This is a genomic window from Bradyrhizobium sp. STM 3562, from assembly GCF_045571435.1.
Taxonomy (GTDB): domain Bacteria; phylum Pseudomonadota; class Alphaproteobacteria; order Rhizobiales; family Xanthobacteraceae; genus Bradyrhizobium.
In genome coordinates this window covers 8269859-8294997 of sequence record NZ_CP120694.1, presented here as the reverse complement: position 1 = coordinate 8294997, position 25139 = coordinate 8269859, and the positions used below count along the sequence as shown (strand labels likewise).

19 protein-coding genes and 1 tRNA gene are annotated in these 25139 nt (G+C 63.6%); 15 read left to right on the top strand and 5 right to left on the bottom strand.

Features of this window, described 5'->3' with window-relative positions:
• Positions 1-706: 706 nt before the first annotated feature.
• The 6 genes from P6U23_RS38310 (at position 707) to P6U23_RS38285 (ending at position 6142) form a co-directional block, all read left to right on the top strand.
• Positions 707-832 (top strand): hypothetical protein, encoded by a 126-nt coding sequence (locus P6U23_RS38310; protein ID WP_407177450.1) that lies wholly within the window; start codon positions 707-709, stop codon positions 830-832.
• Positions 833-1064: 232 nt separating this feature from the next.
• Positions 1065-1670: a hypothetical protein gene (locus P6U23_RS38305; RefSeq protein WP_407177449.1), complete on the top strand. Its 606-nt coding sequence runs from the start codon at positions 1065-1067 to the stop codon at positions 1668-1670.
• 376 nt (positions 1671-2046) lie between these two features.
• Positions 2047-2235: a hypothetical protein gene (locus P6U23_RS38300; protein ID WP_407177448.1), complete on the top strand. Its 189-nt coding sequence runs from the start codon at positions 2047-2049 to the stop codon at positions 2233-2235.
• Positions 2236-2433: 198 nt separating this feature from the next.
• A tRNA-Arg gene (locus P6U23_RS38295) sits at positions 2434-2510 on the top strand.
• A 240-nt stretch (positions 2511-2750) separates the two neighbouring features.
• Positions 2751-5084: a Tex family protein gene (locus P6U23_RS38290; RefSeq protein WP_407177447.1), complete on the top strand. Its 2334-nt coding sequence runs from the start codon at positions 2751-2753 to the stop codon at positions 5082-5084.
• Between the two features lie 109 nt (positions 5085-5193).
• Positions 5194-6142, top strand: a protein-coding gene (locus tag P6U23_RS38285; RefSeq protein WP_407177446.1) for an IS630 family transposase whose coding sequence is annotated in 2 segments (ribosomal slippage) — positions 5194-5529 and positions 5531-6142 — 948 coding nt in all. Because the reading frame shifts where the segments join, the coding sequence is not laid out codon by codon here.
• 334 nt (positions 6143-6476) lie between these two features.
• Here the strand turns inward: P6U23_RS38285 and P6U23_RS38280 are convergent.
• Positions 6477-7316 carry a universal stress protein gene (locus P6U23_RS38280; RefSeq protein ID WP_407177445.1) on the bottom strand — a complete coding sequence of 280 codons (840 nt, stop codon included), beginning with the start codon at positions 7314-7316 and terminating at the stop codon, positions 6477-6479.
• A 220-nt stretch (positions 7317-7536) separates the two neighbouring features.
• On the opposite strand from P6U23_RS38280, the gene P6U23_RS38275 reads away from it, so the two are divergent.
• Together P6U23_RS38275 and P6U23_RS38270 are read left to right on the top strand one after the other, a co-directional pair.
• Positions 7537-8301 (top strand): S1C family serine protease, encoded by a 765-nt coding sequence (locus P6U23_RS38275; protein WP_407177444.1) that lies wholly within the window; start codon positions 7537-7539, stop codon positions 8299-8301.
• 235 nt (positions 8302-8536) lie between these two features.
• Positions 8537-9268, top strand: coding sequence for a class I SAM-dependent methyltransferase (locus tag P6U23_RS38270; RefSeq protein ID WP_407177443.1), 732 nt, complete (start codon positions 8537-8539; stop codon positions 9266-9268).
• 129 nt (positions 9269-9397) lie between these two features.
• Here the strand turns inward: P6U23_RS38270 and glk are convergent, their stop codons facing one another.
• The 4 genes from glk to P6U23_RS38250 all read right to left on the bottom strand — a co-directional run bounded on the left by glk (position 9398) and on the right by P6U23_RS38250 (position 15236).
• The gene (gene glk, locus P6U23_RS38265) at positions 9398-10378 is read right to left on the bottom strand and encodes a glucokinase (RefSeq protein ID WP_407177442.1); all 981 of its coding nucleotides are present in this window, start codon (positions 10376-10378) and stop codon (positions 9398-9400) included.
• Positions 10379-10621: 243 nt separating this feature from the next.
• A complete protein-coding gene (locus tag P6U23_RS38260) occupies positions 10622-11701 on the bottom strand; it encodes an HD-GYP domain-containing protein (RefSeq protein WP_407177441.1) in 1080 nt (359 codons plus the stop codon).
• 193 nt (positions 11702-11894) lie between these two features.
• Positions 11895-12509: a PepSY domain-containing protein gene (locus P6U23_RS38255; protein WP_407177440.1), complete on the bottom strand. Its 615-nt coding sequence runs from the start codon at positions 12507-12509 to the stop codon at positions 11895-11897.
• A gap of 1041 nt (positions 12510-13550) precedes the next feature.
• A complete protein-coding gene (locus P6U23_RS38250; protein WP_407177439.1) occupies positions 13551-15236 on the bottom strand; it encodes a methyl-accepting chemotaxis protein in 1686 nt (561 codons plus the stop codon).
• 577 nt (positions 15237-15813) lie between these two features.
• On the opposite strand from P6U23_RS38250, the gene P6U23_RS38245 reads away from it, so the two are divergent.
• From P6U23_RS38245 to P6U23_RS38215, 7 genes are all read left to right on the top strand, one after another.
• A complete protein-coding gene (locus P6U23_RS38245; RefSeq protein WP_407177438.1) occupies positions 15814-16137 on the top strand; it encodes a lipid asymmetry maintenance protein MlaB in 324 nt (107 codons plus the stop codon).
• Positions 16137-16502 carry a response regulator gene (locus P6U23_RS38240; RefSeq protein WP_024512185.1) on the top strand — a complete coding sequence of 122 codons (366 nt, stop codon included), beginning with the start codon at positions 16137-16139 and terminating at the stop codon, positions 16500-16502. Before P6U23_RS38245 ends, P6U23_RS38240 begins: the two co-directional genes overlap by 1 nt.
• The gene (locus tag P6U23_RS38235; protein ID WP_407177437.1) at positions 16499-18622 is read left to right on the top strand and encodes a chemotaxis protein CheA; all 2124 of its coding nucleotides are present in this window, start codon (positions 16499-16501) and stop codon (positions 18620-18622) included. The genes P6U23_RS38240 and P6U23_RS38235 overlap by 4 nt, the downstream gene beginning before the upstream one ends.
• The gene (locus tag P6U23_RS38230; protein ID WP_407177436.1) at positions 18623-19093 is read left to right on the top strand and encodes a chemotaxis protein CheW; all 471 of its coding nucleotides are present in this window, start codon (positions 18623-18625) and stop codon (positions 19091-19093) included.
• A 35-nt stretch (positions 19094-19128) separates the two neighbouring features.
• On the top strand, positions 19129-20835 hold the full coding sequence (locus P6U23_RS38225; RefSeq protein ID WP_407177435.1) for a methyl-accepting chemotaxis protein: 1707 nt from the start codon (positions 19129-19131) through the stop codon (positions 20833-20835).
• Positions 20836-20893: 58 nt separating this feature from the next.
• Positions 20894-23089, top strand: coding sequence for a methyl-accepting chemotaxis protein (locus P6U23_RS38220; RefSeq protein WP_407177434.1), 2196 nt, complete (start codon positions 20894-20896; stop codon positions 23087-23089).
• 73 nt (positions 23090-23162) lie between these two features.
• A complete protein-coding gene (locus P6U23_RS38215) occupies positions 23163-25094 on the top strand; it encodes a methyl-accepting chemotaxis protein (RefSeq protein ID WP_407177433.1) in 1932 nt (643 codons plus the stop codon).
• Positions 25095-25139 lie beyond the last annotated feature (45 nt).

Genomic DNA, 25139 nt, shown 5'->3' with positions numbered 1-25139 from the left:
TATGTCCCTTGATCTATTCCCTGGGGATGGAAGATAACGAAAACGCGCGAGCTTGCGCGGCCGGTCAGACGAGGGGATTAAACGCCGCTTGCTGACCTTGCGATGACATTGCGCCGCCCGCCGGTCAAGAGAGCCGGCACGGCCCGCGGCGCCAAGCGGCTGCACCGGCTTCGAATTAAAAAGCGTTCATCTCCGAAACGGGCTTGATTGTGGCGGGAGGCGCCGCGATCTTTCCGGACCGGACGCCGGAACCGGCTCCGATGCCGGCACAAGCCACTTTGCGCGCCGTCGCATGAAGCCGTTGAGGCCTCGCGCTGGCGACGGCGCTGGGGCACGCGCGAGCCGAACAAGAGGCCGCACCCAGTCGGTGGCCGGTGGAGGTGACTGCGGATGCGCGCGTCTATGCCATGGCGACGGCTGCTCGCGGCGGTGTCCGCCGCGACCGGCCGCGCCGTCCAAGAGTGATCACGCCGCCGCGATTGGCGGGTGATTGTTTGTCCACACGAAATAGTCTTTTCGCCCTTCGCTCATTTATTTCGCGCGGGCAGCGCCTATTTAGCTCGTAGCTCACAGGCGAACTGCAGCCGCCTCTTGAATCCTACCTGCGCTGTAACGTCAGGCGGCCGGCTTCCGTATCTCCGGCCGAGTATGTCCATCTCCCGCCGGCCTCGTCCGGCGGCAATCAAAAACAACAAGGAGTTCGGCCATGTCGGCTTTGCTCAACCTCATCTACCGGGAATATTGCCGGGCGCGGCTTGCCGAAATGCGGCGGCCTCAGCTTTTTATGCTGCCGGCCCAGCTTGCGCCATCCGCGCCGTCATCGCACGACTGATTGCGGCTCGATCCGACGCAGCGAGGCTCATACTTTGGCGTTGTCGGACTCTATAGTCTCTATCCGCGCTCATCTCCCTCGGCGTGCCGTCGAACGTGACGTGAAGCTCGCGGTGATCTGACGGGATCAAGGCACATCGCGATTCGTCAGGGCGCTGTTGCCAAGCGATCACTTCCGCCCCCCGTTCGACTCCAATAAGATGAGAGCAGGAACGGAATCTGGGATGTCTGCGATGGCGCGTGTTGCTGCTGCTTTCCTCTTTGTCGCACTGTTCGCCTGTCTGTCGGCGCGCGCCAGCCTGGCGCAAGCGCAGCCTCACGCGGCCGGTGCGCCGCGCGAAAAGGTCTTCCTGTTGCGCGGCTTCACCAACGTTCTGTCGCCCGGGATCGACCAACTCGCGCAGGAACTCAAGGAAAGGAACATCGAGACCGAGGTCGCCAATCACGTCTTCGCGCTGTCGCTCGCCAACGAGGCCATCGAGGACTGCCGAACCGGCCGGGTCGGCACGATCGTGCTGGTCGGCCATTCCTTCGGCGCGACCGGCGCGTTGATGATGGCCGATCGTCTCAACAAGGCCGGCATGCATGTCGCACTGATCGTGACGCTCGATCCCGTGATCAAGGGCGCCGTCCCCGCCAATGTGCATAGTCTGGAGAACTTCTATGTTTCCGACGGGGTCGGCACGACTGTGCAGCCGGGCGATAATTTTCATGGCTCGCTCAAGAATGTGGACATGAAAAACAACCCGGAGCTTGGACATATTTCAGTGACCACCTTCCCGTCGATGCAGAAGCAGGTGCTCCACGACATCCTGTCGGCAAATACGCGTTGCGGCTAAGTGAAGAGCGCGCGGCGGACGGCGCGAATCGCAGACGCCAGGAATTGCGCAATCGATCGAGGCGGCACGGCGCCAGCCCGGTATCGCAATGCTGTGCCGAAGGAGTATCGGCACTCCATTCCGTTCTCTTGGGGTCGGGCCAGACACCCTGCCGCTTGCTATGGCAGGATGGCTGTCAGATTAACCTATGTGAACTCGCGCATCCCTGCGATAGCGCTGATTTCCGCGGCAAGTTGACCGCGCCAAGTGTTCGCTGCATAGCCGCTCTAATTTCCCCTTGGAACGGTCCAAATTTCGACGCCGACTCAGCCCACGTTCCTGGTCATCCGTAACAGACCTGACTCGGCGGAGTTCAGTTGGCCAGGGGATGTCAGTCATGGGAAACGTTTATTCGCCGTCGACCAAGGATCGGGTTCTGCCGTCGCGGCTGGAATGCGATGAGGACAGGTCGGATAGTGATTTGGATAATGATGTGATTGCACTGCTCGAGGAAAATGCCCGGCTGCGGGCGCTTGTGACGCAGCTATCCGATCTCGTCCTGAGGCACGTTGTCGATCAGAAGTAACTAGCGGTCGGCTTGCGCTTTGGCGCAGCGCCGGGGGACGCGCCTGACCGGGCTGCGCGGCTGGCGTATGCTCGCCTGCAGGTCGGCTCGAGCGCTCCCGGTCTCCCACCGCTGGAAACGGCGGCAAGGACCTACCTCCGGGAGGCTTCCGATCCGCCTCGCGCTCTGCTATGGAGCTTGCAGCGCGGCGGCGCGCGCGGTCCCGTAGCTCAGCTGGATAGAGCGGCGGTTTCCTAAACCGTAGGTCGCATGTTCGAGTCATGCCGGGATCGCCACTCGCCGTGCTCCCCGACTAAGCAGCGATTTCAGCTACTTATCATCCAACCATCGTTATGGCGCTGCATTTCTCCCTTTGCAGCGGAAGCGCGCCGAGCTGCGTGCCAACAATATCCCCAACGCTTTCGGGTGTGCCTTTTGCGTCGCGCGCACCGGCTTGAGGAATCAATCGGAGTTGGTCCATAAGCGGCGTCCTCGCAGCCGGCAGGGTTGGCTGCTTCGCGTCGGAGGAAGTTTGCGTGGCAAATATCAATCAGAAGATTGCGCAAGAGCTTGGGGTTCGGGAGCAGCAGGTCGAGGCGGCGGTGACGCTGCTCGATGGCGGCGCCACCGTCCCCTTCATTGCCCGCTATCGCAAGGAACTGACCGGCGCGCTCGACGACGCGCAGTTGCGCACACTGGAGGAGCGGCTCACTTATTTGCGCGAGCTGGAAGAACGTCGCAAGGCGATCCTCGAGTCGATCCGCGAGCAGGGCAAGCTCGACGCCGCGCTCGAAGCCACGATCATGGCGGCCGACAGCAAGGCGCGACTGGAAGACATCTATCTCCCCTATAAGCCGAAACGCCGCACCAAGGCCGAGATCGCCAAGGAGGCGGGTCTCGAACCCTTGTCGGAGCTGCTGCTGAAGGAGCCGCAGAATGATCCCAAGCAGGTGGCGAAGGATTTTGTCGATGCGGAGAAGGGCGTCGCCGATGTCGCCGCCGCGCTCGAGGGCGCGCGTGCCATCCTGGTCGAGCGCTTCGATGAAGATGCCGATCTGATCGGCGCGCTCCGTGAGGAGATGTGGGCGCAAGGGCGGATGGTCTCGACCGTGCGCAAGGGCAAGAAGACCGAAGGTGAGAAGTTCAAGGACTATTTCGATTGGAGCGAGCCGCTGCAGAAGCTTCCCTCGCACCGGATTCTCGCGATGTTCCGGGGCGAGAAGGAGGAAGTTCTCGACCTGCAGATCGATCCCGAACCGCAGGCGCCGGCGGCCGGCGTGCCCGGCACCTATGAGCTGAAAATCATGCAGCGCTTCGGCATCTCGGATCAGGGCCGGCCGGGCGACCGCTGGCTGCTCGAGACCGTGCGCTGGGCCTGGCGCACCAAGATCCAGCTCCATCTCAACATCGATCTGCGCATGCGGCTGTGGAATGCGGCCGAAACGGAAGCGGTGCGCGTGTTCGCCTCCAATTTGCGCGACCTGCTGCTCGCCGCGCCTGCGGGAGCACGCGTCACCATGGGGCTCGATCCGGGCTACCGCACCGGCGTCAAGGTCGCCGTCGTGGATGCGACCGGCAAGGTGCTGGCGACCACCGCGGTCTATCCGCATGAGCCGCAGCGGCAATGGGACGAGGCGCTGGCCATCCTCGGCAAGCTCGCGATCGCGCACCGCGTCGACCTCATCGCCATCGGCAACGGCACCGCCTCGCGCGAAACCGACAAGCTCGCGACCGAACTGGTGAAGCGGCTGCCCGATCTGAAGATGACCAAGATCGTCGTCTCGGAAGCAGGCGCCTCCGTCTACTCGGCCTCGGCCTTTGCCTCGGGAGAATTGCCCGATCTCGATGTGACCATGCGCGGCGCGGTCTCGATCGCGCGGCGGCTGCAGGATCCGCTGGCCGAGCTCGTGAAGATCGACCCCAAGGCGATCGGCGTCGGGCAATATCAACATGACCTCGGCGAGGCCAAATTGGCGCGCTCGCTGGATGCCGTGGTCGAGGACTGCGTGAACGCGGTCGGCGTCGACGTCAACACCGCCTCCGTCCCGCTGCTGTCGCGGGTGTCGGGCATCGGCCCATCGCTGGCGCAAAGCATCGTGCAGCATCGCGACGAGAACGGCCCGTTCAAGTCACGCAAGGCGCTGAAGGAGGTGCCGCGGCTCGGACCGAAGGCCTTCGAGCAGTGCGCGGGCTTCCTGCGCATCAATGGCGGCGAGGATCCGCTCGACGCCTCCGGCGTGCATCCCGAAGCCTATCCCGTGGTGCGGCGGATCCTGGCCGCCACCAAGAGCGACATCAAGGCGCTGATCGGCAACGGCGAGATCGTGCGTCAGCTCAAGCCGCAGGCCTTCGTCGACGAGACGTTCGGCCTGCCGACGGTCACCGACATCCTGCGCGAACTGGAAAAGCCCGGCCGCGACCCGCGCCCGGCCTTCAAGGCCGCCGTGTTCAAGGAGGGTGTCGAGGAGATCAAGGATCTCAAGCGCGGCATGATCCTGGAGGGCACCGTCACCAACGTCGCCGCCTTCGGCGCCTTCGTCGACATCGGTGTGCACCAGGACGGGCTGGTCCACGTTTCGGCGATGTCCAGGAATTTCATCAAGGACCCGCGCGAGGTGGTGAAGCCCGGCGACATCGTGAAGGTGAAGGTGCTGGACGTCGAGGTTGCCCGCAAGCGCATCTCGCTGACGCTGCGGCTCGATGACGAGGTCGGTCCGAAGAAGGACGGCAAGGGGACGCGCGACAGCGCCGGTTCCGCGATGCGGTCCACGGCGGGCCGCAAATCGCAGGAGCAGTCCGGCGGTGGCGCGCTTGCCGACGCCTTGCGCCGTGCCGCCGAAAAAAGCGGCCGCGCAAAGCCCCAGGCTTAGAATCGCGCCTGTTAGAGCGGTTCACGGCTTAATTGAATCGGGAGGGATTCCGGATTTGGGGCGAATGTGATTCAAGATGCTGCTGGCTGGGACTGGAGGCCAGCATCCGATGGTTCGACCAATTTCCAATGACCTGCGTAAGCGTGTTGTTGCGGCGGTTGCGAAGGGTGAGAGCTGTCGTTCGGTCGCAGCGAGGTTTGGCGTTGCGGTGTCGTCCGTGGTGAAGTGGTCGCAGCGTCATCGCCAGACCGGCTCGGTAGCGCCTGGCAAGATAGGCGGCCACCGTAAGCCGGTGCTTGAACCGCATCGCGCCTTCATCAGGGAACGGATTAGCCAGACGCCGCATTTGACGCTGCATGCCTTGAAGGACGAACTCGCCGCGCGAGGGGTTAAGGTCTCCCACAATGCAGTTTGGCTGTTTCTGCGCCGCGAAGGGCTGCGGTTCAAAAAAAACGCTGCTCGCCCTCGAGCGAGCTCGCTCCGACGTCGCACGTAGACGCCAGCGCTGGCGTTCATGGCAGGCCAAGCTCGATCCCCGACGCCTGGTCTTTATCGACGAGACCTGGATTAAGACCAACATGGCCCCACTGCGCGGATGGGGGCCAAAAGGCGCGCGGGTGCGGAGCTTCACGCCACATGGCCATTGGCGGACGCTGACATTCCTTGGCGCCTTGCGCTGCGACCGCCTCACCGCGCCGTGCCTGTTCGACGGCCCAATCAACGGCGAATGCTTCCGCGCCTATGTCCAGCAGGTTCTCGTTCCGCAGCTTCAGCCCGGCGACATCGTCATCATGGACAATCTCGGCAGTCACAAGTCGGCTGTCCTGCGCAGCTTGATCAAAGCCGCCGGCGCGAGGCTCTGGTACCTGCCGCCATACTCCCCCGACCTCAATCCGATCGAACAGACCTTCGCCAAGATCAAGCATTGGATGCGCACCGCCCAAAAGCGCACGATCGACGAGATTTGCCGCCATATCGGCAGCCTCGTCACAACCATCCAGCCCAACGAATGCAGCAACTACTTCGAAAACGCCGGATACGCTTCCATCAAAACGTGAAACGCTCTCTAGCTGGACGCGGGCTCTCAAGCTGCCCGTCATCCTTCGAGGCTTGCGGAGCCTGTCATCGGGCCACGGCTCGCGCGGACCTGGTGACGATCGCCTCAAGCGACAAACGGCGAAGCCGTTTGCGCGGCGATGACGGGACGACCACCTCACAGCGACTGATCATCCCTTGCCGACGTCCCTTCCGGCAGCCTGTCTTAGAGCATGATCCGGAAAAGTGCGTAGCGGTTTTCCGAAAAAATCATGCTCAATCAAAGAGCTAAAGCGCGATGACGATTAAACTCAATCTCATCGCGCTTTAGTCCAAAGCGATCACGGTTCAACGGCCTCAATGCGACATCAGCGTCGGCACGGTCATGGCCCGCAGCATCGCCCGCGTGACGCCGCCCAGGATGCCTTCCTGCAGGCGCGAATGGCCGTAGCCTCCCATCACCAGCATGTCGAGATCTTCATCCGCCGCCAACGACAGGATGGTGGGTTGAATATCGGCGCGCTCCGCCGCAAGTTCGACGATCCTGATCGGCAGTCCGGCGCGCGCGAGGTGCTTGGCGAGGTTTGCGGCCGATGCTTGCGTCGGTGCGCTCTCCTCATTGATCGCAATCGCCATCAGCGCATCCGCTTTCTGTAGGAAGGGCTTTGCATCTCTCAGCGCACGGGCCGCCTGCCGGCTTCCGTCCCAGCAAATGCCGATACGCTTGGCCGTGAAGGGCCCGCGAAAGATGTGGGGCACGAACAGCACGGGCCCGCCGGCCTGAATCAGCACTTCGGTTGGAATGATCTTGTCGAAGCTGTCGCCTCCCGCCTCCGGCTGCGGCACGACGGTCAAGTCATGGACTCGTGCGGCGGCGGCGATCGAGCTCGCCGCATCCGCCGGCGCCTCTTCGATCGCGTGTCGTTCGTACGAGATCTTGGCGTTTCGCGCCTCGGCCTCGAACACGTCGAGCGCCGCAGCGGCCCGCTGGGCGGCTCTCTCCTTCTCCATTTCGAACACGGCGGCAACGGCGGCGCCCGCACTTCCATCCATCACATAGGCGGTGCTCGCCGATATATAGCCGGCCGCCAGCGCATCGAGATGGGCGCCGAAGGCCACGGCCAGCGAGACCGACGCATCGATAACGGGCCGCGCCGGCCGCTCCGTCGGGATTTGTACCAGGATATCCTTGATCATGCTGTTCCTCCGCCGGAAGCGGGCCGATCATCCCAACCATCAGGCACTCGGCGTTGACATGAATCAAGCGCCGCCGCGAGGAATGGTTGGATCGGAACCTCGTTGCCCCGATTGTTGCGCGTGGATTGCGCTCCGGGCAAGCTTGACATGCCTCAACACGCACTTGCGCCTTCGCATAGCCTCTCCAAATCTGCGCGAGCGGCAACGCGAGATGGCTTTGATGATCTTTCATTCGGGCAGGCTGGCCGGCGCCTGCACGGCTCTGCTGTTGGTCCTGATGGCAGCGCCGACCTATAGCGTGCAAAGGCAGCCAAGCCATGCCGAGTTTCCGCAGTCCTCGCTTGCGCCGCTGGTCGACAGCACCTCGCCGTCGGTCGTTGCGGTCACCAGCATCAAGCGCCCGCCCAATGGACATCTGACGGTCGATCCCGCCGCAGGATTTCCCGACGCGCCGCTGCCACAGGATCTTAACGTGATCGGCTCGGGCGTCATCGTGGACGCCAACCTCGGCCTGATCGTCACCAGCCATCACGTGGTCGAAGATGCCGAAGCCGTGACGGTCGCCGTTTCCGACGGCCGCCGTCTCGATGCGGCCGTTATTGCTGCCTCTGAAGGCGACGATCTCGCCATCCTCAGGATTGCGCCGGGAGGACTTAGCGCGCTTGCGCTCGGAAACGCGGACGGCCCGCAGGTCGGCGACCACGTATTTGCCGTCGGCCATCCGCTCGGGCGTGGGCAAAGCACGACTTTCGGCATGATCAGCGCGCTGCATCGCTCCTGTCCGGGCATCGAAAACGCCGACCTGATCGTGACCGATGCCTTGATCGAGCGTGGCAATTCGGGCGGCCCCTTGATCAATGGGCGCGGCGAGCTTGTCGGGATCAATGTCGCGCGAAGCCGCCGCCCGGACGCGCCGGGCTTAGGGTTTGCGGTGCCGGTCGCAGCCGTCCGCGCCGTGTTGGCGCGGGCGCGGCTGAGCGGCTAGGGAAACCGCGGTCGACGCACATTGCTTTCGCCGCGAAGCAGCTCACGATTTTGCGAGCGCGCACAGGCTTGATTCCTGTCGATTGATACGGTTGGATAGCGCAATCTGCGCGAGCAACAATCGTCGGTTATGTCCCGGCCTTGCCGCAACAAAGGCTTCTCTGAGGAAGACGAACCGAAAGCTCACCGCTTCTCTTCCGGCCAAACAACCGAACATGGAACTTCGGGAGTGAAACGTGATCAGGGAAATTGCGCATGCAATTGCAGCGAAAGGGTACCGTCAACTGATGTTGAGGGGCTATTTTCGCAAGCTTTGGTACCCGCGCTATCAGTTTCAGTATTTTCCGCGACAATTGTGCTTCCTCGCGCACTGCCTGGACCGCACCGCCGACGTAGACGGTTCGATTGTCGAGATCGGTTGTGCACACGGCCTGACCACCACGTTTCTTTATGAATACCTTGCGGATTCCGGCATTCACAAAGAATACGTTTGTATCGATACGTTTTGCGGCTTCACGCCCCAAGACATTCACGTCGAGAAGGAGCAGCGCGGCAAGGTCCAGAACTACGAATGGGAATTCAAGAACAACAATGCCGCGTGGTTCAAGGAGTCGCTTGCCAGACGGCACATCACGGACATCAAGGTTCTCGAAGCCGACATCTCGACGGTGGAGGACTCTCTCCTGCCGGACCGTATTTCGTTCTGTCTGCTCGATGTGGATCTCTACCAACCGGTCAGGGTTGGCCTGGAAAGGATCTATCCGCGGCTTGGCCCGGGCGGGGTCATCGTTGTCGACGATTGCTGGTCAAAGCCCAGGCATATGTGGGTGGATGGCGTCGGAGACGCGTACGACGGAGCCATGCAGGCCTATAAGGAGTTTACCGGGGAACGTGGGCTGCCGACAAAATTCGTCGAAACGAAACTGGCCCTGATCGAGAAGCCGTTTTCGGGTGCGAGGGCGGGTTGATGAGCCCCGCCGCGTTGATGCCGCTCGCGTCCTTGTGAGATGGCCCGCAGCTTGGCAACCGGGACAATCTGCCCAACCAACCTTGAAAAGGTCGACCGCCGGAGTTGCGGGTGATGCTGACGAGGGCCGCTATCGGCTTTGCACGGCAGATGCGGTCGCCGAAACGCTCTGTTCGAAGAAGATCCTGAGCCCGATGAAGCTGCTGTCGGGGGTGATGATGACGTTGGTCGGGATGGCGCGCAGATAAGCGTCATAGCGTCCCTTGCTCTCGAACTGCTCGCGAAACTTCGTTTGGGCTATGCGATCCGCGAAACGGGGCACGATGCCGCCGGCGATATAGACGCCGCCGCGCGCGCAAAAGGTCAGGGCGAGATTGCCGGCGACGCTGCCGAGAAAGGCGCAAAACAGATCGAGCGCCGCGACGCTGACGGCGCAACTGCCGTCAAGCGCGGCCTGGGTGATCTCGGCGGCATCGCGCTCTGCCGCGGCGATGCCATCGATCGTCGCCAGCGCGTGATAGAGGTTTTCAAGGCCCGAGCCCGACAGCACCCGTTCGATCGAGACGTGCCCAAACTGTTTGCGCAATTGCGCGATGACCTGCTCTTCGCGCTCGGACGTTGCGGGCAACGTCGCATGCCCGGCTTCGGTGACGACCACCAGGGGCTGCGCGCCCTGCATCAGGAATCCGGCGGCACCAAAGCCGGTGCCGGGCCCGAGCACGAGCATCGGCGCGCCCGGCATCGGAGGCTGCGTCCCGAGCGGAAAGAGATCGGCCGGCTGCAATCCCGGCAGCGACCAGCCCAGCGCTTCGAAATCGTTGAGCAGATGGACACTCGCAAAACCGAACAGCTTTGTGAGCTCGGCGCCGTCGAGCAGCCATCCGCTATTGGTGATGAGGCAGTGATTGTTCTCCACCGGGCCCGCGACGCCCAGCACGGCCGCCGTGGGCGGTTCCGCGGCATGACGCGCCACAAAGGCCGCGATCGCGTCGTTCGCGCGCGGGTAATCGGCGACCCGCATGTGTCGGATCGGCCCAATTTTGCCGCGCTCCATCAGCGCGAAGCGCGCATTGGTGCCGCCAATGTCAGCGAGAAGAACCCTCTCGATCATCCCTCTGCCGTTATCGCGCCTGTCGGGTTGCCGCTTCTTGCGGGAACCGAAGCTCTCCGTCCCGCCGCAATGAGGCCGGCATACCATCGCGCGGAAGCTTTGGGAATGCGCCTCTGTGTGGCGAGGTCAACGTCGAGAAGGCCGAAACGTTGCGTATGGCGGGAAGGCTATTTCGAAATGGCCGAACGGCGATCGCACACAAAATTGCCGCACGGCCATGAATGCCCGCGCCACTCCCTTGGTTCATTGCGGGGCGAGGGCGCCCGCGTCCTTAAGGGTTGGAAGCGGCGCGGTGTGAGCCCGTGCGATGGCCAGCACGTCGTCCCAGCGCGACAAGAAGGCGTCGACGCAGGCCGGGTCGAATTCCTGACCGCTTCGCTTCACGAGATAGTCGCGCGCCTCCGTCAGCGGCATTGCCTCCTTGTAGGGCCGCTTGGTCGTCAGCGCATCGAACACGTCGGCCACCGCGACCACGCGGGCTGCGATCGGAATCTCCGGCCCCTCCAGGCCGCGGGGATAACCGGTGCCGTCCCATCTTTCGTGGTGAGCGAAGGCGATCGCCGCACCAAGCTGAATCAATTCGCAGTGGCTGTCCGCCAGGATGCGTCCGCCGATCGCGGCATGCGTTCGGATGATCGCCATCTCCTCCTCGTTCAGCCGGCCGGGCTTGAGCAGGATACTGTCGGGGATCGCGACCTTGCCGACATCGTGCAGAGGCGCGGCGAGATAGATGTCGCGGCACAACCGCTCCGAAAGGCCGAGCTCCTCGGCGATGAGGCGGCTGTATTTGGCGACCCGCAGCGTATGTTCGCCGGTGTCGTTGTCCCGATATTCGACCGCGAGCGCCAGGCGCAGGATGATTTCCTCCTCGCGCTCCTGAAGCTTCTGCGTGGCCGCCGCCACCTCGCTGGCAAGGTGAGCCGTGCGATCGTTGAGCTTTCTGACCGCAAGGCCGAGCCGGACGAGGTTGCGAAGGCGCACCCTCATCTCCAGGCTTTGCGGACGCTTGGGCAGGAAATCGGTGGCGCCGGCCTGCAGCGCCTGCATCCGCACCTCATCGTCCTCGATCGAGGTGATCATCACGACGGGAATCTCGGCACATCTCGGCAGGCTGCGAAGGGTGCGGATGAAGGCGATGCCATCCATCTTCGGCATCTCGTAGTCGACCAGCACGATGTCGAAATCGCGCGTGCGGGCTGCGGCAATCGCCTGCAAGGGATCCAGGAAGGCAGTTGCCTGCACCATGCCGTCCGCTTCGATGTGCCGCTTCAAAAAGTCGAGCACGGAGCGGCTATCATCAACAAGGAGCGCCTGGGTCAGCATCGGCCGGTTTCTTGGGTCGCGCGGGTCAATTGCATTTTAGCAATTTGGAATGGTATCCCGGCGAAACTTAACGCAAAACTAAATGCGGCCTGCGAAGGCGTGTCTGCCAGAATGGGACCGGAGCCGCCCTGCCGCCGGATCGCCTCGAATGAGCCGGCCAGCGCGGGGCGGGTCGAACCCGCGGCGCGTCAGATTACGGCGAGCGGCGGCGAGCCGATCCCCCGCGGCGCGACCTGGGAGGTTCGAGGACGACTTGCTTGAGGTCATCGCCGCTGACAACGACGACAATGAAATTCAGTTTGCCGCCCTCGTTCGTCAGCCCGCCGCTGATCGCCTTGCCGGATGCGGATTTCTCCGCGACGAGCACGGCGTCCGATAGGTCCTGGCGAACGGACTTCAGAGCACTAAGGTTGCTGCGATCCTCCAGGCCCAGCTCTTTGAGGGATAAGGCAGTTCCGTTGGCGCTGACCTCCCCGGTCTTTGCATCGATTGCGTCTTTCCAAATTTGATCGTTCTTTACCGTTGTCACCCAATAGACCGGTGATGTGGGTTCACCGTCGAAGCTGATATCCGCGGCTCTCGCGCCCTTGTGCAGCGTTTCGGCGATCGCCATCGCCCGGCGCAACGATACTTCAGCGGCACGAAAACGCTCCAGCTCGCGGTCGATGGTCACCGCGGTGATATCGAGGTTTGTGCCACCTTCATGCGACGTGGCCGCCGGGCTGACGGCGAGGTCGGCCATCGCAGGCGATGCGGCGACTGACGCCAACGAGAGGAAGAGGGCTGCAACCAGGCACTTGTTGGACATAGGGTGCTCTACGGGCTTTGCGGTTCGAAACTTCACCAGTCAGCATCGGGTCCCCGCCCACGGATTGCCGGTAGTCCCTGCCGAATGCATCATTTCGGGTCCTGCGTCCGCTTGGTGGCGTCCCGATCCGACATCACGATGCGGCATGGCTCACTCAGGCTGCGAACGTTCTGTTTGAGACACGCAACGATCCGATCCACATCCGGTATCTGGTCGCTGCAAAGTCGAAACACATCGGGCGTGCAGGCTTGCCGTTCCTCCAGCGTTCCTTCTCGATCGCCGGCATCGGCTCGCCCTATGGGCATCATTGCTGCGACCGCCACGCACACAGCTCTGGCAACGGGGCACGCTGCCAAGCTCCCACGGCGATGTCTCTTCGGTCCGCAACTCATAACAATAGATTTCCTTTGCTTCGCCCGATACGTCCGTCCAGGCAGCAAATCCGGCGCTGCGGCTGCCACATTCAAACCATGGCCTCCGATAGCGGGAGAGCCTGTGAGCGTTCGCAGCAGGGCTGCACGAGCGATCTGGCTATTGCCAGGGACCGCGATGAGGTCGATGCCGGCCGCGCACTTCGCGTCCACGAAGACCGCGAGAGAATGTGGCCGATCTGAGCAACAGGCTCAGACCGGCCGCCATACGACGCGACCGGACGTCGGGGCTGATGAGCCCGGTTGCGGCGAATGACCTCTGCGATTCGCGTGTACGCCGGAGATCCATCCGGCTCGGCGGCAAGCATCGCTGGCCGGCCAAGTCGAAATCATCTACGTAAAACGATACGGTATCGTTTTGTTAAGGTCAATCCCGGCCCTCCAGAAGGTCCGATCACCGGCGGCTCCTCACGCCGCCGCCAACAACGTCCTCCAAGGACTGCAATTTCCGGCTCGGCGACCCGTGCTCGGTCCGGTGATCGGCGTGCGTCCGGATGCTCCGACCGGACCACACTTGATCCCGATCGCGCTTTGTTTTCCATTTTGAGCGCGATATTTCCAAAAGCCGCTGCGCACTTTGCAGGCGGCCTTTCGCGATCGGGCTTGAACTCTAGGCCGCACGAACCTGCGCGAGGAAGCCGGCGACTTCGCGTCGCAGGCGTTCGGCTTCGCCGGAGAACCCGTCGGCTGCGCCCAGCACATCATTTGCGATGCTGCCGGTCTGCCTCGCCGCGCTCTGTGCCGCCGAGACGCTTTCCGAGACCTGCCGCGCGCCGGCGGCGGCTTGCTGGATGTTGGCTGCGATATCGCTGGTCGCGGCGCCCTGCTCCTCGACGGCGGCGGCAATGGCGGACGTGATCTCGTTGATCTGCGCCACCACGCCGCCGATGCCCTGGATGACTTCGACGGCGCTTCCGGTCATGGACTGAATCTCCGCCACCGTGGCCTGGATTTCCTCGGTCGCCTTGGCGGTCTGGGTCGCGAGCGATTTCACCTCCGAGGCGACGACGGCAAAGCCTTTGCCGGCCTCGCCGGCGCGCGCGGCTTCGATCGTCGCGTTCAGCGCCAGGAGATTGGTCTGCTCGGCGATGCCGCTGATCAGCGCCACGATATCGCCGACGCGTTGGGCGGAATTTTCGAGGCGCGCCATGGTCGTCTTGGCGCGATCGGCCTCCGAAACCGCGCTGGAGGCGATTTGCGAGGAATGGGTGATCTGGCGGGAAATCTCCCGGATCGAGGACGATAGCTCTTCCGTTGCCGTAGCCACGGTGCCGACATTGGTGCTGGTCTGACCGGCAGCGGAAGCCGCCGCGGTCGTCTCGCCGCTGGCGGTCGTCGCCGCGCGGGTCATCGCGTTGGCGGACGCTTTCATCTCGCTCGCGGAATCTGCGATGGTTTCGACCACGCCTTTCACGGACGCCTCGAACCCGTCGGCGAGCTTGTGCATCGCCGCTCGCCGCTCCAGCGCGGCTTCGGCCTTCAACCGGTCCTGGTCGGCGGCCAGACGCGTCGCCTCGGCCGATCGTTCCTTCAGAATGGCAACGGCTTGCGCCATCGTTCCAATCTCGTCCCGCCTCTCCACCTCGGGCACGGCGGTCGCCGTATCGCCTTCGGCCAGCCGATGGGTGGCCTCGGTCAGGCGCAGGATCGGTCCGGTGATGCGGCGGCCGAGCAAGTAAGCCACGGCGAAAGTCAGCAGAGCCACGGCGCCGATCATCCATGCCGCGTTGATCGCGCTGGCCCAGGTGGCCGCTTCGACGTCGTCCAGATAGACGCCTGTCCCCACCACCCACTTCCAGCGGCCGCTGAGCTTTGCATAGCTGGCTTTGCGCACTGGCGGCGTGTTCGGCATTTTCGGCCAGAGATAATAAGTAAAGCCGCCGCCGGCCTCGGCCGCCTTGATCATGTCGCGCGCAAAATAGGTGCCGTTGGCATCCTTGGATTCGAGCGACGGGGCGCCTTCGCGGTCCTTGAACAGTCCGTTGACTTCGATGATGCCATCGAGGCGGCGCGCCATCACATATTCATTGCCGTCGTAGCGAATGGCGCGGAGCACGTCCTTGGCGGCCGCCTTGGCAGCTTCGTCCGGCATCTCGCCGCGCGCCGCCTTGGCCTCGAAGGCTTCAACGATCTTCGTTGCCGCATCCGTCACCGCGCGAGCCCGCGCCTGATGTTCCTCCAGCGTGACATTGGCGATGACGCGGATCGAAACCAGGCCTGTCACGATCAGTGCCAGCAGCGCGACGATGGGTATGAGCAGAATCCGGCTGCTGATGCTGCGGAAGAATTTCTGCACGGCGTTTCCCCTTCGAGCGATGCGAATCCGCATCGCTCCCCTGCGTCACACTAGCGTGATAGGTGTGAAGGTTTGGCTAACTCTCCGTTTGGTCGAACTGAGAACCGCTGTTGCCGTCGCGGCTTCGATCGAGACCAAGAGCGCGACGCTTGTCGCTTCAGAAGTTGCGACGACTTCGTGACGGCTGGCTCGGCCGACCTTGCCTGGTGCGTCCACAACCTAAACATGTTTTTATAAGTTATTAATCGCCGATCGAGGCCGAATTTTCTTGCGCAAGCGCAGCGGCGATCGAACTTAAATTCGGAATTCTTGAGCGTCGAGCTCGCGCGGCACAGACGATCGCGGTCGCCTGGCGGGAAGCTGCATCCGTTTTCCGCAAACGCGCACGCGTCGCGCGCGATGATCGCGTTCCTCGCGCGAATGAGAGTGCCCGGCAATCCAGCTTTGCAACCTAAAGTTCTTTTAACCCCGTATTTACACGGGCTCTCTAGTTAGGAGTTTGCTCATCAGCCATTGTGAAAGTCCCGTGGGAATGAATTCGCGCCGGACGGATGGCGAATTCGGGACGGGGGACGCAATGACGCCTAATGCCACCGAGTCGAAGTGGTCACTCCGGCTTCCGGCAGACTGCAGCATCGCGGCGATCCGTAGCGTCTATGAGCTGATCCGCGAGGCCTTCAGCCGGCAAGATCCGCTTGAGATCGATTGTTCGAACGTCGCCAAGGCCGATGTGACGTCGATCCAGCTATTGCTGTCCACGACCAAGACCGGCCAGGCGCAGGGGCGCCCGGTGGTGCTCACCTCGTTCTCGCAAAACTTCCGCAACACGCTTCGCCGCGCCGGCTTCTCCAGCGAGGCGATGGCCAACCATCCCTTCAACGAAAAGAAAGATGGCGTCTGATGGCTACCGTTCTGACGGTCGATGATTCCCCCAGTATCCGCCAGATGATCAAGGTCGTCCTCGAGCCTGCTGGTCACAGCGTGCTCGAAGCCGGTGACGGCGCCCAGGGCCTGGCCCAATGCCAGGCGAAGCGACCGGACCTCGTCATCACCGACCTCAACATGCCGACGATGAACGGGCTGGAGCTGATCCGCGCGTTGCGGAAGCTGCCCGCGCTGACCGGGATGCCGATCGTCTTTCTGACCACGGAATCCAACGACGCGGTCAAGCAGGAGGCCAAGAGCGCCGGAGCGACCGGGTGGATCACAAAGCCCTTCAAACCTGAGCAATTGCTCGCGGTCGTCGCCAAGCTGGTGCGGTCATGAGTGCGCTGGATCCGACAGAGATCTTTCGCCAGGAAGCAAGCGAGCTTTTCGAGACCCTGGAAGGGGCACTGCTGGATCTTTGCCAGCGACCGGACGATCGGGAGCTGGTCGACTCGGCTTTTCGCGCGCTGCACACCATCAAGGGGTCCGGCGCGATGTTCGGTTTCGACAAGGTCGCCGCCTTCACCCATGAATTCGAAACGGCGTTCGAACTGGTTCGCAAAGGCGAGATCAAGCCGACCCAGGAATTGATCGCGGTCGCGCTGTCCGCGAAGGACTATATCCGCGCGCTGATCGAGGCGCCGGAGACGACGGACGCCATCATTGGCGAGGCCATTCTGGACGATCTGAAGCAGTTCGTCGCTCCGACGGCCCAGCGGGCCGAAGTGGCGACGCCCGCCACGGCGGAGCCGGCGGCCGCGGCCGAGCAGCGGTCCGCGGGCTGGCGTCTGCATCTGGAGTTCGATTCCCACATTCTTTGCAACGGTTCCAATCCGCTCGACCTGCTCGAGGACCTCTGCAAGCTCGGCCCCTGTTTCGTCGTCCCCGTCACCGACGACGTGCCGCTGCTCGACGAGCTCGAGCCGGAATACTGCTACCTAAAATGGGACGTCACGCTGCACGCCGATTGCGAGAAGAGCGCGATCGATGACGTCTTCATGTTTGTCGCCGACGAGATGAAGCTCACGCTCATGCCGCTGACGCAGGCCGAGCTGCCGGCACAGCAGCCAGCGCCGGAGGCGCCACGGCAGACTCCGATGCAGGCGACTGCGGCCGAGGTGACGCCCGCGCCAACGGCCGCCGAGCCCACGCCAAAAGCAGAGCCGGCCGCCGAGCCTGCGGCCACGCCGAAGGCCGAGCCTGTCGCCAAGGAAGTGCCGCCGCAGCCGGCCGCCCGGCCCGAGACCCGGCGCGACGAGGTCAAGCGCAGCGAAGAACGAGGCATCGCGACCGTGCGCGTACAGGCCGAGCGGCTGGACGAGTTGATGGACCGGGTCGGCGAGCTGGTGATTGCGCAGGCGCGCCTGAGCCAGTTGGCGGCGGCCGGCTCCGACCTCTCGATCAAGATCATCGCGGAAGAGATCGAGCGGCTGGCGGCCAGTCTGCGCGACACCACCATGGGTGCGCGCATGGTGCCGATCGGCTCGCTGTTCGGACGATTCCGCCGTCTGGTGCATGATCTCTCGCGCGATCTCAAGAAGCCAGTGGAATTCGTCACATCGGGCGAGGACACCGAGCTCGACAAGACCATGATCGAATGCCTGGCCGATCCGCTGGTCCACCTGATCCGCAATGCCATCGATCACGGCATCGAGGATACGTCTGCGCGCGCCGCCGCCGGCAAGACCGAGCAGGGCCGCATCGAGCTCCACGCGGTTCATTCGGGCGCGCAGGTCCTGGTCACGGTGCGCGACAATGGCGGCGGTCTCAACACCGCGCGCATCCGCGCCAAGGCCGAAGAGCAGGGCCTGATCGCGCCGGGTGCGGCGCTGTCGGACCACGAGATCCACCAGTTCCTGTTCCATCCCGGCTTTTCCACGGCGCAAACCGTCTCGGCGCTGTCGGGCCGCGGCGTCGGCATGGACGTGGTCAAGCGCACCATCGAGAATATGCGCGGCTCGATTGATCTGTCGACCAGGCCCGGACAAGGCACCAGCGTGACGCTGCGGCTGCCGCTGACGCTCGCGATCATCGAAGGTCTTTTGATCCGTGTCGGCGAGGGCCGCTACATCATCCCGCTGTCGGCGGTCGAGGAATGCGTCGAGCTGATGGCCGAGGACCAGCGCTCGCGTGGGCGCAACTTCCTCAATGTGCGCGGCAATCTCGTGCCGTTCCTGCGCTTGCGCGAGATCCTCCATGCGGCAGGCGAGCCCGAGCTGCATCAAAAGACCATCATCATTTCCACCGGCGAGACCCGCGTCGGCCTGGTCGCCGACCAGATCATCGGCAATCACCAGACCGTCATCAAGTCGCTGTCGAAGCTGCATTCCGACGTCACGATCTTCTCGGGCGCGACCATCCTCGGCGACGGCACCGCGGCGTTGATCCTGGACGTGGCGCAGCTCGTCTCGCTGGCGCAGGCGCTGTCGGAAAAACAACAGATGAACGAGGCTGCCTAAATGCCCGCTCCTGAGGTGCAAGAGGCCGCGGTCAACCAGGACGGTTCGATCCAGGTCGTCATGATCGGCCTTGGCGACGAAAAATTCGCCCTCGATGCCGGGATGGTGCGCGAGATCATCGATCCGATCCCCGCCACCAGGGTCGCCGGGGCCAAGGCGTTCGTACCCTGCGTCATCAATGTGCGCGGCAACGTCATTCCTCTTGCGGATCTGCGCATCCGCTTCGGCATGCCGATGACCGAGGATACCGCCGAGACCCGCATCGTCGTCATTGAGCTCGATATCGACAACGAGCCTGTCCTGGTCGGGCTGACCGCCGACAAGGTGTACGAGGTGACGGAGATTTCGCGCACCAACGTGCAGCAGACGCCGCGCGTCGGCATGCATTGGCGACCCGAGTTCATTCGCTTCATCACCAAATGGCGCGAAGAGTTCGTCATCGTTCCCAACATGGAACGCATTCTGAATTGAGGGACGTCTCGGGGCTGAGACGGGAAGGGGCTGAAATGAGGTTCACAGTCAAGGCGAAGCTCGCCTGCGCGTTCGGCGTCATCATCGTGTTGTCCGCCGTGGCGAGCGGCCTGTCCTACATAAAGCTGACTGATATGGCGGCCACGGCCGAGGCATTAGTGCTGCGCGCCGGGCGTATGGAAAAAGCCGCCGAAATTGAGGTGGAAATTCTCCGGCAGGTTCGGGCCGAGAAAAATGCGCTTCTGACATCCGGCACCGAATCCGATCAGTTCGCTGCGGATATCTCCCCGATGCGGGACGCGGTGACGAAGACGAAGGAAACGGTCTATGCGATGGCGAGCGAAGGCGGCAAGAAGCTGCTCGACGCCTTCGCGGCCAGCTATGTCAAGCTGAATGCGTTCCAGGATGAAACCCTGAAGATTGGAAAGACCGACAAAGCCGCGGCTGCCGAGCGGTCAGCGAAGGAGGGCCGTAAGGTCGTCAACGACACGCTGGAGGCCGCCGAGGCCTATATCGCCTACACCAGGAAAGGCATGGCGGACCAGGCCGCGGCGGCCAGGGACGAGGGCAGCCACGCACAGCTCCTGTTGATGACATTGGCTCTTGTCTCGATCGCCATTGCGATCGCGGCGGCGATCTTCATTTCGCTCAATATCAGCCGCGCGCTGAGCCGTGCCGTGAGCCTTGCCGGTGCCGTCGCCGATGGCGATCTCAACCAGACCATCAAGGTGTCTAGCAACGACGAGATCGGCGATCTCGTCAAATCGCTGAATATGATGGTCGAAAAGCTCCGGCAGATCGTGGCCGAAGCCCTGACCGCGGCGCAGAACGTCTCGGCCGGCAGCCAGGAGCTCTCGGCCAGCGCCGAGCAGCTCTCGCAGGGCGCGACCGAACAGGCCTCTTCCGCCGAGGAAGCCTCCTCCTCGATGGAGGAGATGGCCGCGAATGTGAAGCAGAACGCCGAGAACGCCAGCCAGACCGAGAAGATCGCCGCGCAGTCGGCCAAGGATGCCGAGGCAAGCGGCGCCGCGGTCGGCCGCGCGGTGCAGGCGATGCAGACGATCGCGGAAAAGATCACCATCGTGCAGGAGATCGCCCGCCAGACCGACCTGCTCGCCCTGAATGCCGCGGTCGAGGCCGCGCGCGCCGGCGAGCATGGCAAGGGCTTTGCGGTGGTCGCCTCCGAGGTGCGCAAGCTCGCCGAGCGCAGCCAGGCCGCCGCGGCCGAGATCGGCACCTTGTCGTCGGAAACCGTCAAGGTGGCCCAGGAGGCGGGCGGCATGCTTGCCAAGCTGGTGCCCGACATCAAGAAGACGGCAGAGCTGGTCGAGGAGATTACCGCCGCCTGCCGCGAGCAGGACGTCGGCTCGGCGCAGATCAACCAGGCGATCCAGCAGCTCGACAAGGTCGGCCAGCAGAACGCCAGCGCCTCCGAGCAGGTGTCCTCGACTTCCGAAGAGCTCGCCTCGCAGGCCGAGCAATTGCAATCGACCATTTCGTTCTTCCGGATCGACAACGCCGGCATCGAGAGGTCTGAGGCGGTTTTGCCGATGGATCGTGCGGTCAGCCAGCTCCGCGCCAAGGCTGCGACCATGGCCGCGGCCGAGCGTGGCACTAGGAAGCCTATGCAGTCGGCGGCGAAACCTGCGGCACGCCGCGCCGTCAAAGCGGCGGGCGGCGGCGGCTTTGCCTTCACGATGGACGATGGCGGCGACGAACGCGACGCCGATTTTCAACGATAAACGGAATACCCGGTCCGCTTCGAAGCGGGCCGGAGGCAATTGGGAATAGGGGCTGAACATGAGACTCACGGTCAAGGCGAAGCTTGCCGGTGCCTTTGGCGCAGTCATCGTCTTGTCGATGATCACCGGAGCGATCGCTTACAGCAAACTCTCCGCGCTGAGCGAAGCGGAAGAGCGAACGGTCGCGCAGGCGCTGCGCTTGAAAATGGCCGCTGACATCATGAACGGCATCCAGTCGCAGCAGCGTTCTGAGATACGGATGATCTATGCGACCACCGACAAGGATACGCAGGACAATTACAACAACATGACGGCTCGCCGCGACAAGGTGCTCAAGCTCAGGGACGAGCTCTACGGCAAAGCCAGTGACGCCGGAAAGCGCATCCTCGACGACGCCGCCGCCGCCATGAAGCGGATGAACGAACTTGAGGAGCAGGCGGGCAAGCTGGCGCTGCTCAACTCGAACAACAAGGCCGCCGAGATCTGGAAAGGCCAGGGGCAGCCCGCCGCCAGAGAGCTCGATTCTCTGCTCGACGCCATGGTTGCGGAACTAAACAAGGGAGCATCGGTGAGCCAGCGGGCGGTGACGGCGCTGCTGACTGCCAAGCTTGATGCCGCGCGCCTCTCGCGCGCAGTCATTTCGGCCTACACCAGCTCGAACCTCGATGAGGTCGACTCGGATGTCAAGGAAGCGCTGCAGCGGCTGAACGCCGTCAAGGCCGACATCGCGAAGCTGGCGAGCGAACAGGCCGAAGGCTCCATCGGCCCGCTCAATACGCCACTTGAACGCCTGACCAAGGCCGCCGAGCAATCCGCCCATCTCGCGGAGGAGGCCGGCAACATCAAGGCTGCGGCGATCGAGCGTGGCGAAGGCCGCAAGATGTTCAACCAGGCGCTTGACATCATCGAGCAATACGTCAAGCGCAACGAGCAACAAATGAGCGAGGTTGCGGACGAGGGAGCTAAGGAAGCCAGCTTTGCCAAGCTCCTGGTCATCAGCAGCATCATTGCCGCGCTGCTGATTGCGCTGGTGTCGGCGACGTGGATATCGCTCAGCATTAGCCGCGCGCTTGCCCGGGCGGTCGGTCTCGCCGATGCCGTTGCGGTCGGCGATCTCAGCCAGAAGATCGATTATTCGAACAATGACGAAGTCGGCGATCTCATCAGGTCGCTGAATGCGATGACCGTCAACCTGAATGCCACGGCAGGCGTTGCCAATGAGATCGCCAATGGCAATCTCACCGTCGAGGCCAAGCGGCTGTCCGAGCAGGATACGCTCGGCATGGCGTTGGAGCGCATGGTGGAGAAGCTTCGGCAGATCGTGGCCGAAGCCCTGACCGCGGCGCAGAACGTCTCGGCCGGCAGCCAGGAGCTCTCGGCCAGCGCCGAGCAGCTCTCGCAGGGCGCGACCGAACAGGCCTCTTCCGCCGAGGAAGCCTCCTCCTCAATGGAGGAGATGGCCGCGAATGTGAAGCAGAACGCCGAGAACGCCAGCCAGACCGAAAAGATCGCCGCGCAGTCGGCCAAGGATGCCGAGGCAAGCGGCGCCGCGGTCGGCCGCGCGGTGCAGGCGATGCAGACGATCGCGGAAAAGATCACCATCGTGCAGGAGATCGCCCGCCAGACCGACCTGCTCGCCCTGAATGCCGCGGTCGAGGCCGCGCGCGCCGGCGAGCATGGCAAGGGCTTTGCGGTGGTCGCCTCCGAGGTGCGCAAGCTCGCCGAGCGCAGCCAGGCCGCCGCGGCCGAGATCGGCACCTTGTCGTCGGAAACCGTCAAGGTGGCCCAGGAGGCGGGCGGCATGCTCGCCAAGCTGGTGCCCGACATCAAGAAGACGGCGGAACTGGTCGAGGAGATTACCGCCGCCTGCCGCGAGCAGGACGTCGGCTCGGCGCAGATCAACCAGGCGATCCAGCAGCTCGACAAGGTCGGCCAGCAGAACGCCAGCGCCTCCGAGCAGGTGTCCTCGACTTCCGAAGAGCTCGCCTCGCAGGCCGAGCAATTGCAATCGACCATCGCCTATTTCCGCATCGACGCCGCCGCAAGCAAGGCGACGGCCGATGCACCCGCGCCGATCGACCGCGCGGTCAGCCAGCTTCGCGCCAAGGCGGCGACCATGGCGGCGGCCGATCGCGGTGGAAAGAAATCCGTTGGTGCCAAGCCGGCCCGCGCCGCCAAGGTCGCGAATGGCGGCGGCTTTGCCTTCGCCATGGATGACGGCACTGACGAGCGGGACGCAGAGTTTCAACGTTGAGGTCAGCGGCGGCTTCGATGCCGCAGGTTGGACGGGAGGGGATCCACGCGATCCCCAAAAATGGGGCTGAGAAATGAGACTGACGATCAAGGCCAAGCTGGCCGGCACCTTCGGCGCCGTAATCCTGCTGTCCGCTATCATGGGAGCCGTCGGCTACATGAAACTGAGCGACACGACCTCGGCGAGCGAGACCATCGTCGGGGCCGCCGGGCGCATGGACAAGGCCTCGATGCTGAAGGAGGACATTCTGCTTCAGATCCGTGCCGAGAAGAACGTGCTCCTCGCACCGTCAGATGCTGAGGCGGACCGCTTCATCGCCGAGGCCAACAGCTATCGAACGGCGTTCCTGAAGACCCGAGATGAAATCTATGCCGCGGCCACCGAAAACGGCAAGAAGATCCTTGATAGGATTGCGACTGCGTACGCCGATATGAACGCGTTGGAGGATCACACCTTCAAGCTCGTGAAGTCGGACAAGGCGAAAGCGATTGAGCATTCGTCAACCGACGAGCGCAAGGCGGTCGCGGAAACGATCAAAGTCGTCGACGAATACATCGCCTTCGTCAAAAAGCTGATGGCCGACAATGCCGAGCAGGCCAGGCAGGACGGCGCTCGCGCGCAGATGCTGATGCTCTGCCTGGTCCTGGCCTCGCTCGTCATTGCCGTCGGGGCGGCGATCTGGATTGCGCTTAGCATCAGCCGCGCGCTGGGCCGCGCCGTCGGCCTCGCTGATGCGGTCGCGATCGGCGATCTCAGCCAGAAGATCGATGTCGTCAGCGATGACGAGGTCGGCGACCTGATCAAGGCGCTGAATGCGATGACCGTGAACCTCAACGCGACGGCCGCCGTGGCCGGCGAGGTTGCGCAGGGCAACCTGGATGTCGTAGCCAAGCCGCTGTCCGAAAAAGACACGCTCGGCTTGGCGCTGGAGCGCATGCTGTCGAGCCTCAATGCCACGGCCGCGGTTGCCCATGAGATCGCGCAGGGCAACCTCACCGTGGAAGCCAAGCGTATCTCGGATAAGGACAAGCTCGGCATGGCGTTGGAGCGCATGGTGGAGAAGCTTCGGCAGATCGTGGCCGAGGCCCTGACCGCGGCGCAGAACGTCTCGGCCGGCAGCCAGGAGCTCTCGGCCAGCGCCGAGCAGCTCTCGCAGGGCGCGACCGAACAGGCCTCTTCCGCCGAGGAAGCCTCCTCCTCGATGGAGGAGATGGCCGCGAACGTGAAGCAGAACGCCGAGAACGCCAGCCAGACCGAGAAGATCGCCGCGCAGTCGGCCAAGGATGCCGAGGCAAGCGGCGCCGCGGTCGGCCGCGCGGTGCAGGCGATGCAGACGATCGCGGAAAAGATCACCATCGTGCAGGAGATCGCCCGCCAGACCGACCTGCTCGCCCTGAATGCCGCGGTCGAGGCCGCGCGCGCCGGCGAGCATGGCAAGGGCTTTGCGGTGGTCGCCTCCGAGGTGCGCAAGCTCGCCGAGCGCAGCCAGGCCGCCGCGGCCGAGATCGGCACCTTGTCGTCGGAAACCGTCAAGGTGGCCCAGGAGGCGGGCGGCATGCTCGCCAAGCTGGTGCCCGACATCAAGAAGACGGCGGAACTGGTCGAGGAGATTACCGCCGCCTGCCGCGAGCAGGACGTCGGCTCGGCGCAGATCAACCAGGCGATCCAGCAGCTCGACAAGGTCGGCCAGCAGAACGCCAGCGCCTCCGAGCAGGTGTCCTCGACTTCCGAAGAGCTCGCCTCGCAGGCCGAGCAATTGCAATCGACCATCGCCTATTTCCGCATCGACCAGAACGCAGCCAAGACCAAGCTGGATGCGCCCGCGCCGATCGATCGCGCGGTCAGCCAGCTTCGCGCCAAGGCCCAGACCATGGCCGCGGCCGATCGCGGCGCAAGAAAACCCGTCACCGCCAGGCCCGCCCGTACCGCCAAGGCGTCGGGCGGCGGCTTTGCCTTCGCCATGGATGACGGCGGCGACGAACGCGATGCAGATTTCCAACGCTGACAAACACAACGAGATTGGCGCGGCGTAGTTGGGCCCGCGCCGATC